A 13,234-nucleotide genomic window follows, 5' to 3' on the forward strand; every position below is an offset into this window, starting at 1 on the left:
CGAGAACTCTGAACGCGCGACGTCCGGCCGGAACGGCGGGACGGCGGGACGGACATCGGCGAGGCTATGCCGGCGAAATCAACTGGTTGCAGAGTTCGACCAGCCTTGAAGCCGCCGGCGACATCGAGTGCCCCCGGATCGTGATGATGGCGATGGTCCGGCTCAGCGCGGGGCCGGTGATGCGCACGGCCTTCAACGTGGTGCGCCGCGGGATCGCCACGCGTGGCAGCAGCGCGATGCCCAGCCCCGCTTCGGCCATGGCCACCAGCGTGTTCACGTGCATGAACTCGTAGCTGCTTTCCACCAGCAGGTCGTTCGCACGCAGGGCTGCATCGATGTGGTCGCGGAACGCCGTCGAGCTCGACAGCTTGAGCAGCGGCATCTTCGACAGTTCCTTCAACGAGATGCTGGCGCGGCCGGCATCGCGGTAGCCCTTGGGCAGCAGGGCGCAGTACTCGTCCGAGAAGATCGGCGTGAAATCCAGTTCGCCGTGCCGCTCGGGCATCGGCCCGATCGCGAAGTCGACCTCGCGCCGCCGCACGGCTTCCAGCAGGTCCTGGTTGGCCAGTTCGCGCACGTGCACGGTGATGCCCGGATGCTTCTTCGCGAAGGCGGTGAGGATGGCCGGCAGACGGGTGCTTGCGACGGTCGGCACGCAGGCGAAGGACAGGTGCCCGTGCTGCACGTCGGCCGCCTGCTGGATCTCGGCCAGCCCGGACGCCAGTTCGGCCAGCGCCTTGCGCGCGCTGATCATGAGCTGCTCGCCCTGGACGGTGAGTTCGACCTTGCGCGTGGTGCGGTGGAAGAGCGCCAGGCCGAGCTGCTCTTCCAGCTGCTTGATCTGCATGCTCACCGCGGGCAGGGAGCGGTGCGTCTCTTCGGCAGCCTTGCGGAAGCTGCCGTTCTCGGCAACCGACAGGAAGGTCGCAAGCAGCTTGAGATTGACGTTCATCGCATGGTCCTCGAGATCGATTCGGGCCCGGATCCAGACCCGGCATTGCAGGTCTCGCTTGAAACTTACTGCAAACAAAATCTGAACAATGACTAAGTTTATTTGATTTGTCTCTGCAGGGCGTCGACCCTAGCATCCGTCCATACCACTCCAACGGACCCAACAAAGATGGATGCGATGACGCCCCCCCAGATGACGCTCGTGGCCTTTCTGCAGGCGCAGAACTGCTCCAACCTCGTGGCCTCCTGGCGCCATCCCGACACCCAGCCCGGCTATGGCACGCCGGCCTATTACCAGCACATCGCGAAGACGCTGGAGCGCGGCAAGTTCCAGATGGCCTTCTTCGACGACCGGCTCGCCATGCCCGACCGCTACGGCGACGACCATGTCGAGACCGTCGAGAACGGCGTGCGCGCCGTGAAGCTCGACCCCATCTCCGTGCTGACCGCGATGGGGCTCGCCACCGAACGGCTCGGCCTCGGCGCGACCTATTCCACGACCTATTACGAACCCTTCCACGTGGCACGCGTCTTCGCGACGCTCGACCTGCTCACGCAGGGCCGCGTGGCCTGGAACGTCGTCACCTCGCTCAACAACTCCGAGGCCGCGAACTTCGGCGCGCAGGAACACCTGGCGCACGACCTGCGCTACGAGCGCGCCGACGAGTTCCTCGAGGTGGTGCAGGGCCACTGGGACACCTGGCAGGAAGGCGCGCTGATCGAGGACCGCGCGACCGGGCGCTTTGCCGATGGCAGCAAGGTCAAGCGGCTCGATCACGAAGGCAAGTGGTTCCGTTCGCGCGGGCCCTTCACCGTGCCGCGTTCCGCCCAGGGCCACCCGGTGCTCGTCCAGGCCGGACAGAGCGGGCGCGGCAGCGAGTTCGCGGCGCGCTGGGGCGAGCTGGTGTTCGTGATCTATCCGAACGTCCAGGTCGCACGCAAGTCGTACGCGGAGTTCAAGGCCAAGGTCGCAGCCCATGGGCGCGATCCGCGCCAGGTCAAGGTGGCGCCCGCGGTCTATGTGGTGGCCGGCGAAAGCCGCGCGGAAGCCGAGGACAAGAAGGCCGCCATCGACGCCCTGGTCAAGCCGGTCGATGGCCTCGCGCTGCTGTCGGAAGTGCTCAACTTCGACTTCGCGACCAAGAAGCCGGACGACCCCTTCACCGACGACGAGCTGCAGTCGATCAGCGGGCTGCGCGCCATCCTCGACCGTGTCATCACGCAGAGCGGCAAGGCGCGCCCGACGCTGGCGGACTTCCTCCATTACAGCGGCCGCGGCACCACGCGGGAGCTGATGACCTTCATCGGCAGCAAGACCGACGTGGCCGATCAGATGGAGGACTGGTTCAAGAGCGGCGCCTGCGACGGCTTCGTGCTGGCCGCCACCAGCATGCCGGGCAGCTACGAGGAGTTCGTGAACCTGGTGGTGCCGGAGCTGCAGCGCCGTGGCGTGTTCCACCGCGACTACGAAGGCGCGACGCTGCGCGACAACCTCGGCCTTGCGCGCCCGAACGCGGGCGACTGGAAGCACCTCTACCGCTGAACAAGGAGACCGCCATGGAAGCCAGCACCTACAAGCAACTCATGAAGCACCACGCGGGCGCGGCGGTGATCATCGCCTGCGGCGAGCCCGGCGCGCGCACGGGCCTGACCGCCACGGCGTTCTGCTCGCTGTCCGACTCGCCGCCCACGGTCCTGGTGTGCGTCAACAAGGGCGCCAGCGCCCACCCCGTGATCGCCCAGACGCGCTCGTTCTCGGTGAACGTGCTGCGCAACGACCAGACCGCGGTGGCCGCCTGCTTCGCCGGGCAGACGGGCCTGAAGGGCGAGCAGCGCTTTCGCGAGGACGACTGGAGCATCCAGGAGACCGGCGCACCGGTCATGCGCCACGCGCTGGCCAGTCTCGACTGCGAGTTGCTGCAGGCGCACGACCACGGCACGCACACCGTGTTCATCGGCCTCGTCCACGCCGTGCGCAGCGACGAGACGTCCGATCCGCTGATCTATTTCCGGGGTGGCTTCAACCGCCTCGGCGCGCCGGCGGAATCCGCCTGCACGGCCTGAACGGATCGGTCGGCCCCAGAGGCCGGATCGGCCGGAGCAGCGGGCGGCGCCCGCCGACAACACAACGAAGGAGACAAGACATGCAACGAAGAACATGGTTGAAAGCGGGCCTGGCGACGGCGCTGCCCCTGGCTGCCCGTCTATCTGCAGCGGCCGATACCGGCTTTCCATCGAGACCGGTCCGGATGCTGGTGCCCTACACCACGGGGCAGTCGGCCGACCTGTTCACCCGCATGGTGTCGGTCGAACTCGGCAAGGTCTGGCCGCAGCAGGTCTTCATCGACAACAAGGGCGGCGGCGCCAGCATTCCCGGCATGCTGGCCGGCCGCAACGCGGCGGCGGACGGCTACACGGTCACGGTCGGCGGCAGCGGCCCGCTGGGCATCAACCCCGGCCTGTATGGCGCCAGGCTGCCCTACGACTCGATCACCGACTTCGTGCCCGTGCACGGCCTGTTCCTGTCGCCGCTCATCGTGGTGGCGAACCCCGCGGCGGGCATCGGCAGCTTCCAGCAACTGATCGACGCGGCCCGGCGCGCACCGGGCCAGCAGAAATGGGGTGTCGCGGGACTGGGCAGTTCGCCGCACCTGGCCGGCGAGCTCATCAAGTCGCGGCTCGGGCTCGACATCGTCGCCGTGCCCTACCGCGGCAGCGGTCCGATGATGAACGACCTGCTGGGCGGCCAGGTGGCGATGGGCGTCGACACGGTGTCCGCCGCCTTCGGCTACATCAAGAGCGGCCAGCTGAAGCCGCTCGCCGTGACATCCGCCCGGCGCGTGCCGCAACTGCCGGACGTGCCGACCGTCGCGGAGCACGGCAAGCCCGATCTCGAAGCGGTCGGCTGGGCCGGCTTCCTGGTGCCCGCGAGCACGCCGCCGGCCGTCGTCGCCGTGCTGGAGCGCGACATCCACCGCGTGATCGCGGACCGCGCCATGCAGAGCGCCTTCACCGAGCGCGGCGCCCTGCCCGACCTGCGCGGCGCCGCCGAATGGGGCGCCTTCGTGAAGGCCGAGGTGCCGAAGTGGACCGAGCTCATCGTCGCCAACAACATCAAGGTCGACCCCTGATCCACGGTCGGGCCGCGCAGGCCGATCGCGTCTTGTCTTTCCCCATCCCCAAGTCAACGGAGTCCCCGTGTCCGCAACCATCATCCAGCCCCGCCGCCAGCGCCTGCAGCGCTCCGAACTCGCCGTGCCGGCCACCTCCGAGCGCTTCTTCGCGCGCGCCAGCGAAGGCGACGCCGACGTGGTCTTCCTCGACCTGGAAGACGCCGTGGCGGACCGCTTCAAGAACGAGGCGCGCGGCAAGGCGATCGAGGCCCTCAAGCACATCGACTGGCGCAACAAGGCGGTGGCCGTGCGCATCAACGGCCTCGACACGCCCTGGGCGCTGCGCGACCTGATCGACGTGGTCAGCGAATGTCCGCGGCTCGACATGGTGCTGCTGCCCAAGGCCGGCACCGCCTTCGACGTGCAGTTCGTCGAACAGGTGCTGGTCGGCATCGAACGCGAGAAGGGGCGCGACAAGCAGGTCGGCATCGAGGTGCTGATCGAGACCTCGCAGGGCGTGGCCCATGCGGAGGAAATCGCCGCATCGTCCAGCCGGCTCGAAGCCATGATCTTCGGCGTCGGCGACTACACGGTCGACATGCGGACCCACGACTTCGTCTTCGGCACGCCGAGCGCGCGCTACGCGGTGCTGACCGCGCCCGACGCGCAGGGCGTGCGGCACCGGCACTGGAACGACCAGTGGCATTTCGCGCTGGCGCGCATCGTCAACGCCTGCCGCGCCTGCGGTGTGCGCGCCATCGACGGCCCGTTCACCGATTTCGGCGACAGCGAGGGCTACCGCGCCTCGGCGGTGCGCTCCGCGTCGCTCGGCTTCGAAGGCAAGTGGGCGATCCATCCGTCGCAGATCGCGATCGCCAACGAGGTCTACTCGCCGTCGCCCGACCAGCTGGACTGGGTCGCCCAGGTGCTTCGAACGCTCGAAGCGGCAGACGCCGCGGGCAATGGCGCGGTCGGCGAGAAAGGCGTGCTGATCGACCTCGCGCATGCCAAGCTGGCGCGCTCGATCCAGCAGCGGCAGGCCGCCATCGACGCGCACATGGCAGGCAAGCGATGAGCGGCACGGCCGACAGCGCACCCGACGCCGCACCCGATGCCGTGGCATCCGCCGCGCCGACGGCACTCGCCGGCGTGCGCGTGCTCGACGTCGCGACCTTCGTCGCGGCGCCCTTCAGCGGCACGATCCTCGCGGACTTCGGCGCCGACGTCATCAAGATCGAGCAGCCCGGCGGCGGCGATCCGTTGCGCAAGTTCGGCACACCGACCGAATGCGGCGACACGCTCGTCTGGCTCAGCGAAGCGCGCAACAAGCGCTTCGTCACGCTCGACCTGCGCGTGCCGGCGGGGCGCGCGCTGTTCCTGAAGCTGGTGGCCGAATCGGACGTGGTGCTGGAGAACTTCCGCCCCGGCACGATGGAGAAGTGGGGCCTGGGCTACGACGTGCTGGCCGCGGCCAACCCGCGCATCGTGATGCTGCGCGTGAGTGCGTACGGCCAGACCGGCCCCTACCGCGAGAAGCCCGGCTTCGCGCGCGTGGCCCATGGCTTCGGCGGGCTGTCGCACCTGGCGGGCATGGCCGACGGCCCGCCGGTGGTGCCCGGCTCGACCTCGCTGGCCGACTACATCTCCGGCATGTGGGGCGCGCTCGGCGTGCTGATGGCGCTGCGCGTGGCGGAGCGCACCGGCCGGGGCCAGGTGATCGACGTGTCGCTGTACGAATCGATCTTCCGGCTGCTCGACGAACTGGTGCCGGCCTACGCGAAATTCGACGAAGTCCGCCACCGGCTGGGCGCCGACGTGCCCCACGTGGTGCCGCATGGGCATTGGCAGACCGCCGAAGGCAAATGGGTGGCGCTGGCCTGCTCCAGCGACAAGATCTTCGAGCGCATGGCGCAACTGATGGAACGCCCCGAACTCGCGGCGCCCGATCGCTTCGCCACCAATGCGCAGCGCCTGGCCGGCCGCGCGGAAATCAACGCGGCCATCGCCGGATGGATCGGCAAGCTGCCGATGGCCGAGGCCGTCGCGCGCTGCGACGCGGCCGGCGTGCCCTGCGGCCCGATCATGTCGATCGACGACATCTTCCGCGACCCGCAGTACGCCGCGCGCGGCAACCTGCAGCGCATCGACGATCCGCGCGTCGGCGAGATGGTCGTGCCGTCCGCCCAGCCGCGGATGTCCGCCACGCCGCCGGTGTTGCGCCACCTCGGCGGCGCGCTCGGTGCCGACACCGCGGCCGTGCTGGCCGAACTGCTCGGGATCGGCGCCTCCGATCTCGACACGCTGCGCGGCCTTCGCGCGATCTGAACGACACCCCACCATGACGCAAGCTGCATCCGCCCCCTACGTCCACCCGCGCGAAGCCCTGTTCGACGGAGAGAAACCCCTGCCCGTGCTGCCGCCTTGCGAGCACTACGCCGGCAGCGAGAAGCTGATCGCCAAGGCCTTCGAACTGCAGGCCGAGATGGGCCCGGTGTTCGACGTGACCTGCGATTGCGAGGACGGCGCCGCGGCCGGCCAGGAGGCTGCGCATGCACGCATGGCGGCGCACGCCATCGCGTCCGACGCCAACCGCCATGGCCGCGTGGGCGCGCGCATCCACGATGCCTCGTCGCCCGCATGGCGCAACGACGTCGACACGCTCGTCGGCGAGGCGGGCGACCGCATCGCCTACCTGACGCTGCCCAAGGCAACCTGCACCGGCGACGCCGCCACCATGATCGACTACATCGCGGCGCGCAGCGCGGTCGCGGGGCTCGGGCGCGCGCTGCCGATCCATGTGCTGGTCGAAACGCATGGTGCGCTGCGCGACGCCTTCGAGCTCGCCGCCCTGCCGCAGGTCGAGGTGCTGGACTTCGGCCTGATGGACTTCGTGAGCGCCCACCAGCGCGCCATCGGCTTCCGGGCGATGCGCAGCCCCGGGCAGTTCACGCATCCGCTGCTGGTGCGCGCCAAGACCCGCATCGTGGCCGCGGCGCTCGCCAACGGCGTGGTGCCCTCGCACAACGTGTCGTTGTCGCTGCGCGACCCGGCCGCGACCGGCAATGACGCCCAGCGCGCCCGGCGCGAGTTCGGCTTCCTGCGGATGTGGAGCGTGCATCCGGCGCAGATCCGGCCGATCGTCGAGGCGATGTCACCCGAACCCGGCGAGGTCACGCAGGCCGGCGACATCCTGCTGGCCGCGAGCTCTGCCCAATGGGGTCCGATCAGCCACGAAGGCGAGCTGCACGACCGCGCGACCTACCGCTATTTCTGGAGCGTGCTGCAGGCGGCGAAGGCCGGCGGCGTGGCGCTGCCGGCGGCGGTCGAGGCGCGCTTCTTCGGCGGCGCCTGAATCGGCACGTGGGTCAACACGTGGATCAGCACGTGCATTGGTGCGCGGGTCCTGCGCAGGCGCTCACGCCGCGTCGGCTGCGGCGATGCGGTCCAGCGCATCGATCGCGTCGGCCGGCAGTTCCAGCCTTGCCGCGGCGAGGTTCTCGCGCAGATGCCCGACCGACGAAGTACCCGGGATCAGCAGGATGTTGGGCGACCGGCGCAGCAGCCAGGCCAGCGCGACCTGCATCGGCGTCGCTCCGAGGCGCTGCGCGACATCGGACAGCGCCGACGACTGCAGCGGCGTGAAGCCGCCGAGCGGGAAGAACGGGACGTAGGGAATGCCGTCGCGTGCCAGCGCATCGATCAGCGCGTCGTCGTGGCGGTGCACCAGGTTGTACTGGTTCTGCACGCACACGATCGGGCAGACGCCGCGCCCCTCGGCGATCTGCGCGGGCGTCACGTTGCTCAGGCCGACATGGCGCACGAGGCCCTGGCGCTGCAGTTCGGCCAGCGCCGTCAGCGGTGCCTCGATCGACCCTTCGGCCGGGCCGTGCGTGTCGAACATGATGCGCAGGTTGACGACGTCCAGCACGTCCAGACCGAGGTTGCGCAGGTTGTCGTGCACCGCCTGCTTCAGCTCGTCGGGCGAGAACGCCGGCAGCCACGCGCCGGTGTCGGAGCGCCTGGCGCCGATCTTGGTGACGATGACCAGGTCCTTCGCGTAGGGCGCCAGCGCCTCGCGGATGATCTGGTTGGTGACGTGCGGGCCATAGAAGTCGCTGGTGTCGATGTGGTCGACGCCGCTGGCGACCGCCTCGCGCAGCACGGCCAGCGCCGCCTCGCGGTCCTTCGGCGGCCCGAACACGCCGGGGCCGGCGAGCTGCATGGCGCCATAGCCGAGGCGGTTGACGGCGCGATCGCCGAGGTTGAAGGTGCTGTGGGTTGGCGTGTTGGACATGCGGGTCTTTCCTTGTGTGCCTGGGGATGAAGCGAGGTCGCGCAACGCTGGCGCATCGGCCGGGCGTGCTGTGTTCGGACCCCTGCGACGCAGTCTAGGCACACGGCCGCTGTTTGATAACCCGTCACAATCGGCACAGGCTGTGCGGAATTCAAGACAATGAAAGTGGACCTCGGAGATCTGAACGCATTCGTCGCCGTGGCGGGGGCGAAGGGCTTTCGCGACGGCGCGCGCCTGAGCGGCGCCAGCGCGTCGGGCCTGAGCGAAGCGGTGCGCCGCCTGGAAGCCCAGCTCGGCGTGCGGCTGCTGCACCGCACGACACGCAGCGTGCTGCCGACGGAAGCCGGGCAGCGCCTGCTCGAAAGGCTGCGGCCCGCGCTGACCGAGGTCGAGGCCGCGCTCGACGTGGTGAATGGCTTTCGCGACCGGCCGGCCGGCACGCTCAAGCTGAACGTGCCGATCAGCGCCGCGCGGCTCGTGCTGCCGTCGATCGTGCCGGGCTTCCTTGCCAGGTATCCCGACATCTCGCTCGAAGTGATCGCCGAGGACGGCTTCGTCGACGTGCTGGCCGCCGGCTGCGACGCCGGCATCCGCTATGACGAACGGCTCGAGCAGGACATGGTCGCCGTGCCGATCGGTCCGCGCGTCCAGCGTTTCGCCGTCGCGGCGGCACCGGCCTATCTCGATCGCCGCGGCCGGCCGGAGCATCCGCGCGACCTGCTCGGCCATGCCTGCCTGCGCGGCCGGTTCGCCAGCGGCACGATGCCACCCTGGGACTTCGAGCGCGACGGCGAGAAGCTGCGCATCGACGTGACGGGGCAGCTGATCGTGCAGCTGGGCGGCACGGTCGATCTGGCGGTGGATGCCGCCCTGGCGGGCTCCGGCGCGATCTACCTGTTCGAAGACTGGCTGCGGCCGCACATCGACAGCGGCGCGCTCGAACCCATCCTGGAAGCCTGGTGGCCTCGCTTCTCCGGCCCGTTCCTGTATTACCCCGGCCGCCGCCTGCTGCCGGCGCCGCTGCGCGCATTCGTGGATTTCATTCAGGGCAGCTCCACGTCCGATCCACAGCGATGACGGGCCGGCCGCAACGCTAGCCGTGCCCGGGCACGACCTCCACGACATCGCCGTTGGTGGGTGTCGCGCTCTCGTGATAGATGTCGTACAGATACTGCGCGAGTTCTTCGCGGGTGACGTCGTGGGGGATCGCCAGCTCGGCCTTGCGGCGCTTGCCGTCGGACCCCGACAGGTAGCAGTTCCAGCGATCGCCGTCTCTTTCAATGGCCATGATTCGGCCGAACACGTTGAAGACGTAGTGCATCAGGCAGGTCTCCTCTTCATCTTCTTCAGCTTCTTCATGGCGGTTCACTGCGGTGTCAGCAGCGCGTGCTGGGTGGCGGTGTGCAGGTCGCGCCAGACGCGGTTGAGCGCGCTGGCCTCGTGCGCCGCCTGCAATCCGCAGCAGGGATAGAGCTCGTCCACGCTGCGGCGTGCCGTCTGCACGAGTGCCTGCGACGCGGCCAGCAATGCCTGCACATCGGCGTCCGGAAGCGGCAGGCCCGCGCAGACGCCGGCCCATGCACCGTCGAGCCGCGCATGGAAGACCTCGCGCGCGGCGGCCAGGTCGTGCCTTGCCTGCTGCAGCAGCCGATGCGGGCCGGGCCGCGCGGGCACCGGGCCGTCCAGCGGCCAGCGCTGTGCCACGTGCGCACCCGCCAGGTCGATGAAGTGCCGCGCCATGCCGGCCAGGTTGGCCGCGAGCGTCACCCAGGCGAGCGGCAGGAACGGAAAGCGGTACAGCGGACCGTCGGCCACGGCGGCATCGGGACGGATGTCGAAGCCTTGCCGCGCCGGCACCCGGACCGCATCGAGCCTGAAGGCGTGCGTGCCCGTCGCGCGCAAGCCGATGCTGCGCCAGCTGGGCACGACGGTCACCTGGCCCGCCGGCACGATGAAGGCGCGCACGCGGGGCGCACCGTCGGCATCGCGCAACGGCTGGCCGGCTTCGCGCAGCAGCGCATTCATGGTGAAGTGGGTCGCCATGGGTGCGCCGCTCGCGAAGTCCCAGTGCCCGCTGAGCCGCCAACCCGCGCCGTCGCGCTCGGCCACGCCGGCCGGTGCGCCGCTGCCCGCCACGCAAAGGCGATGCGTGGCCACGATCTCGCGCGCCAGGTCCGGCGGCAGGAAGCCCGCGAACCAGCCCGCGCCTGCGCACAGCGTGACGACCCAGCCGCAACTGCCATCCACGGCGGCGATCGCTTCTTCCAGGCGCACCGCGTCGGGCAGCGGCATCTCGGCGCCACCGACGGCGCGCGGCGCGAGCATGCGCATCCAGCCGCGGCGATGCATCAGGGCCTGCTGGGCCGGCTGCAACGCACCGGCGGCATCGGCCGCGGCTGCCGCGCCTTGCAGGCGCCGCCGGTCATGGTCGGCGAGTTCAAACGAGACGGGGCCGGGCGCGCGCGGCGGGCGGGTGATGACCGGGGTAGCGACGGGAGAGGTGACGGACATGCGGGCGATCATAGGAGCGCACCTTGCAGCGCCGAGCCCTTCGCAGGCTCGGCGGGCTCAGCGGGCTCGCTATAGTTCGGCCCCGCCTCCCTCCCCGTTCCGACGAACAACAAAGAAAGAGACATCCGATGCACTCCAGCAATCCGATCCGCGCCGGCTGGCGCGAAGTCCGCGCCACCGAAGGCGCCGTGGTCGCGCCCGACGAGCGCCTGCCCTGGCCGCAGACCCTGCTCATGGGCATGCAGCACGTGATCGCCATGTTCGGCGCCACCGTGCTGGCGCCGATCCTCATGGGCTTCAGCCCCAACCTCGCCATCCTGATGAGCGGTGTCGGCACGCTGATCTTCTTCTTCATCACCGGCGGCCGCGTGCCGAGCTACCTGGGCTCGAGCTTCGCGTTCATCGGCGTGGTGATCGCAGCCAGCGGCTATGCGGGCAGCGGGCCCAACGCCAACATCGCGGTCGCGCTGGGCGGCATCGTCGCCTGCGGCGTGCTGTACATCGCCATCGGGGCGATCGTGCAGGCGCTGGGCACCGGCTGGATCGAGCGCTTCATGCCGCCGGTGGTGACCGGCGCCGTGGTGGCCGTCATCGGCCTCAACCTGGCGAGCGTGCCCATCAAGAACATGGCCGCCGGCAACTTCGACGCCTGGATGCAGGCCGCGACCTTTCTGTGCGTCGGGCTGGTGGCCGTGTTCGCACGCGGCATGCTGCAGCGCCTGCTGATCCTGGTCGGGCTGATCCTCGCCACCCTGCTGTACGCGGTGCTGACCAACGGCCTCGGCCTGGGCAAGCCGGTCGACCTGAGCGGCATTGCCGCGGCGGCCTGGTTCGGCGCACCGGCCTTCACCGCGCCGGTGTTCACGGCCAACGCCATGCTGTTGATCGCGCCCGTGGCGATCATCCTGGTGGCTGAGAACCTGGGCCACCTGAAGGCCGTGACCGCCATGACGGGCCGCAACCTCGACCGCCTGACCGGCCGGGCTTTCATCGGCGACGGCGTGGCGACCGTGGTGAGCGGCATGGCCGGCGGCACCGGCGTGACCACCTATGCCGAGAACATCGGCGTGATGGCCGCCACCCGCATCTACTCGACCGCGGTGTTCGTGGTGGCCGCGCTGATCGCGCTGGTGCTGGGCTTCAGCCCCAAGTTCGGCGCGCTGATCCAGGCGATCCCGCTGCCGGTGATGGGCGGCGTGAGCATCGTCGTGTTCGGCCTGATCGCGGTGGCCGGCGCCAAGATCTGGGTCGACAACAAGGTCGACTTCTCGCAGAACCGCAACCTGATCGTCGCGGCCATCACGCTGATCATCGGCACCGGCGACTTCACGCTGAAGTTCGGCCAGTTCGCACTGGGCGGTATCGGGACGGCGACCTTCGGGGCGATTTTGCTGTGGGCGTTGCTGGGGCGGGCGAAGAACGCCTGATCAGACGCCGCGGCTAGACGGCCGCATGCGAATACATCGCCCGCCCCGCCACCGGCAGCGTCGCCTTGAGGATCGTGCCGGAGCGCGATTCGACGATGTAGAGGTCCTTGCCCTCGGGGCCACCGTAGGCGCAGTTCGTCGTGTACAGGCCTTCCGGCGAATCGATGCGGTACAGCGGCTCGCCCTTCGGGCTGAAGATCCAGGTCGCGCCGAAACCGACATGGCACACGGCCAGCCCGCCGCTGCTGTCCAGCGCAATGCCGTCGGGTCCGCCGCCGCCGGACATCTGGATGTACACGCCCACCTTGGTGGCCGTGCCGTCGCTCATCAACGGCACGCGCCAGATCGCGTTGTCGCGCGTCACCGCCAGCAGCATGGCGGTCTCGTCGAGGTTGAGCACCAGGCCGTTCGGGCTCGGGATGCCGGACAGCACGCAGTCCAGCTGGCCCGAGGGACGCAGGCGGAACAGCCGGCCGCTCGGGTCCTGCAGGCCGGTCTGGCCCTGGTCGGTGAAGTACAGGTCGCCGTTCGATGCGAAGAACAGGTCGTTGCAGCCCTTGAAGCCCTCCAGCCGCGCGCGCTCGAGGTATGGCTCGACCTGGCCCGTCGCCGGGTCGAGCACCATGATGCCGCGACGGTAGTCGGCGATGAAGGCGCGGCCGTCCGGATGGAACTTCAGCCCGTTCGGCTCGCCGTCGTATTCCGCCGCCAGCGCGAAGCGGCCCTGCGGATCGATCCGGAAGATCCGCCCCCACGGAATGTCGACCACCCAGAGATTGCCGTCGCGGTCGAACGACGGCCCTTCCAGGAAGACCGGCGCGGGCGCGCCGTGCAGTTGCGTGTGGGCCCAGGCCGAGCGGCGCTCGCGCACCATGAACGCGTCGGGCACGCGCGCGAAGACTTCGGGCTGGATTCGAACGGGTGGCGCAAACATCGGG

Annotated in this window: 13 protein-coding genes; 8 read left to right on the forward strand and 5 right to left on the reverse strand. The window is 69.6% G+C overall.

Annotated features, from left to right (window positions below):
• Positions 1-64: 64 nt before the first annotated feature.
• Entirely contained in the window at positions 65-952 is an 888-nt protein-coding gene (locus AC07PZ_RS04640; RefSeq protein ID WP_495293838.1) for a LysR family transcriptional regulator, read from the reverse strand.
• A 177-nt stretch (positions 953-1,129) separates the two neighbouring features.
• Between AC07PZ_RS04640 and AC07PZ_RS04645 the strand changes: the two genes are divergently transcribed.
• From AC07PZ_RS04645 to AC07PZ_RS04670, 6 genes are all read left to right on the forward strand, one after another.
• Positions 1,130-2,494 carry an LLM class flavin-dependent oxidoreductase gene (locus AC07PZ_RS04645; RefSeq protein ID WP_495293839.1) on the forward strand — a complete coding sequence of 455 codons (1,365 nt, stop codon included), beginning with the start codon at positions 1,130-1,132 and terminating at the stop codon, positions 2,492-2,494.
• 14 nt (positions 2,495-2,508) lie between these two features.
• The gene (locus AC07PZ_RS04650; RefSeq protein WP_495293840.1) at positions 2,509-3,015 is read left to right on the forward strand and encodes a flavin reductase family protein; all 507 of its coding nucleotides are present in this window, start codon (positions 2,509-2,511) and stop codon (positions 3,013-3,015) included.
• 80 nt (positions 3,016-3,095) lie between these two features.
• Positions 3,096-4,082, forward strand: coding sequence for a Bug family tripartite tricarboxylate transporter substrate binding protein (locus tag AC07PZ_RS04655; protein WP_495293841.1), 987 nt, complete (start codon positions 3,096-3,098; stop codon positions 4,080-4,082).
• 67 nt (positions 4,083-4,149) lie between these two features.
• Positions 4,150-5,139: an HpcH/HpaI aldolase/citrate lyase family protein gene (locus AC07PZ_RS04660; protein ID WP_495293842.1), complete on the forward strand. Its 990-nt coding sequence runs from the start codon at positions 4,150-4,152 to the stop codon at positions 5,137-5,139.
• Positions 5,136-6,389 (forward strand): CaiB/BaiF CoA transferase family protein, encoded by a 1,254-nt coding sequence (locus tag AC07PZ_RS04665; protein WP_495293843.1) that lies wholly within the window; start codon positions 5,136-5,138, stop codon positions 6,387-6,389. Before AC07PZ_RS04660 ends, AC07PZ_RS04665 begins: the two co-directional genes overlap by 4 nt.
• Positions 6,390-6,402: 13 nt before the next feature.
• Complete coding sequence (locus AC07PZ_RS04670) at positions 6,403-7,416, forward strand: HpcH/HpaI aldolase/citrate lyase family protein (RefSeq protein ID WP_495293844.1); 1,014 nt, start codon at positions 6,403-6,405, stop codon at positions 7,414-7,416.
• A 63-nt stretch (positions 7,417-7,479) separates the two neighbouring features.
• On the opposite strand, the gene AC07PZ_RS04675 is transcribed toward AC07PZ_RS04670, so the two are convergent.
• Positions 7,480-8,358: an aldo/keto reductase family oxidoreductase gene (locus AC07PZ_RS04675; RefSeq protein ID WP_495293845.1), complete on the reverse strand. Its 879-nt coding sequence runs from the start codon at positions 8,356-8,358 to the stop codon at positions 7,480-7,482.
• A 159-nt stretch (positions 8,359-8,517) separates the two neighbouring features.
• Here AC07PZ_RS04675 and AC07PZ_RS04680 point away from each other — a divergent pair, with 159 nt between their 5' ends.
• A complete protein-coding gene (locus AC07PZ_RS04680) occupies positions 8,518-9,435 on the forward strand; it encodes a LysR family transcriptional regulator (protein ID WP_495293846.1) in 918 nt (305 codons plus the stop codon).
• Between the two features lie 16 nt (positions 9,436-9,451).
• Here AC07PZ_RS04680 and AC07PZ_RS04685 read toward each other — a convergent pair whose 3' ends face one another.
• Positions 9,452-9,679, reverse strand: a complete 228-nt coding sequence (locus tag AC07PZ_RS04685; RefSeq protein ID WP_495293953.1) for a DUF7661 family protein — start codon at positions 9,677-9,679, stop codon at positions 9,452-9,454.
• A 44-nt stretch (positions 9,680-9,723) separates the two neighbouring features.
• Positions 9,724-10,869, reverse strand: coding sequence for an acyl-CoA dehydrogenase family protein (locus AC07PZ_RS04690; RefSeq protein WP_495293847.1), 1,146 nt, complete (start codon positions 10,867-10,869; stop codon positions 9,724-9,726).
• Positions 10,870-10,997: 128 nt separating this feature from the next.
• On the opposite strand from AC07PZ_RS04690, the gene AC07PZ_RS04695 reads away from it, so the two are divergent.
• A complete protein-coding gene (locus AC07PZ_RS04695; RefSeq protein ID WP_495293848.1) occupies positions 10,998-12,296 on the forward strand; it encodes a solute carrier family 23 protein in 1,299 nt (432 codons plus the stop codon).
• Positions 12,297-12,309: 13 nt separating this feature from the next.
• On the opposite strand, the gene AC07PZ_RS04700 is transcribed toward AC07PZ_RS04695, so the two are convergent.
• Positions 12,310-13,230 (reverse strand): SMP-30/gluconolactonase/LRE family protein, encoded by a 921-nt coding sequence (locus AC07PZ_RS04700; protein WP_495293849.1) that lies wholly within the window; start codon positions 13,228-13,230, stop codon positions 12,310-12,312.
• Positions 13,231-13,234 lie beyond the last annotated feature (4 nt).

Source organism: Variovorax sp. GW821-FHT10B04 (genome assembly GCF_059415645.1).